Genomic DNA, 1,316 nt, shown 5'->3' on the forward strand with positions numbered 1-1,316 from the left:
AGTTGCTGGGTCCTGCCCGCTACAGCGTGAAGGTCTCTGCGATTGGTGAGAGCGGACGTCAAGTGATTCTGGATTTGATCACGCTGGATGTTCAGCCGGGTCAGGTAGTGAATCTGGCGGAGATGACCGGTGTGCCTGGTGTGAAGGTCCCGGCGGCACCGGGTCCCGCTGCTCCTAGTGTGGAGAAAGAATGGGTGGCAGAAGACCTGGGCAATGGTCTTGCCCGAATTGTGGAGAAGGAGAAGAGCTAGCATGGCAGAAGACAAGGTCGTATTCGACCGTCTGGTAATCGCTGATGAGAATGGTCATCTGCAGGGCAAGCCTGCTGAGGGCGTCCAGCAGCAGATTGACCAGGCGCTCGCCCCGCTGGAGAAGATCCCTGCGGGTGGCGCGAATGGTGAGGTGCTGGCGCGTGCGAATGGTGACGGGACTCAGCTGGCGTGGCGTACTGTCCGTGATGGGGCCGATGGCGCTCCTGGTCGTGACGGCGTAAGCATTAAGCGCGTTGAGCCTTCCGCGTCAGGTAAGGGCGCGACCGTCGTTATGAGCGATGGGACGACTACCGATGTGCCGATGGAAATTAAGGCACAGTGGACCCCCGAGCAGCAGGCGCGTGCCCAGGGCTGGTGGCTCTCGTTCAACCCTAAGGACGCTGAAGCCACAAAGAAGGAGATGTACGGTGTCCCGCTCATCCATGCGGACGTCGCCAATCTGAACACGCCTATCCCGATTGTGCCGAAGTTCCCTGACGTCGTCCCTGAACGCCGCCTGATTACGATTCCCACCCCGAAGCAGCCGGGCGTGGTCTGGAAGATTGACGGGGTTGAGGCTGCGCCTGGTGACCATGTGATTCCTGGTGAGGACCGCCGAGAAATCATGCTTGAGGCGACTCCCGAACAGGGCTACGTGTTCAGCAGTTCCAGGTTGCAGTTCCCCGTGGTGTTCGGCTCGCTGCAGGGCCGGACCCTCGCGATCAGCGAGGACCCGTCGAAGCGCACGGCTGGTACCGTGATGGTGCCGGCACCGCCTGAGAATGAGCGCGCGGCATGGGGTGGTAAGAAGAACCTCGGTTTAACGCCGAACAACGGTTTTGGCGGCCGAGAGGATGTCGAAAGCGTCTTCGCGATGTACGGTACCGCGCTGGCTGAGCTTTCCGGCAAGCAGGTCCCCAGAACTTGGGTTGTCGCGGACGACCTGAAATTGAAGCCAGTCGGCCCCGGCAACGCCGAATCCGAGCTTCTCTTCACAGTCGGCACCCCGCCTTTTGTAATTATTAATTTTTCAACTGGATTAAACATAAATCCTGAATCTTTTGT

Annotated in this window: 2 protein-coding genes; both read left to right on the forward strand. The window is 59.5% G+C overall.

Annotated features, from left to right (window positions below):
* Positions 1-251: hypothetical protein (locus Q0216_RS09560; protein ID WP_298594879.1), on the forward strand; the 251-nt coding region annotated here is incomplete at its 5' end.
* Between the two features lies 1 nt (position 252).
* Positions 253-1,316 (forward strand): hypothetical protein (locus tag Q0216_RS09565; protein WP_298594881.1); only part of this gene is annotated, 1,064 nt, incomplete at its 3' end.

It is taken from the genome of uncultured Rothia sp., from assembly GCF_937976295.1.
GTDB lineage: Bacteria > Actinomycetota > Actinomycetes > Actinomycetales > Micrococcaceae > Rothia.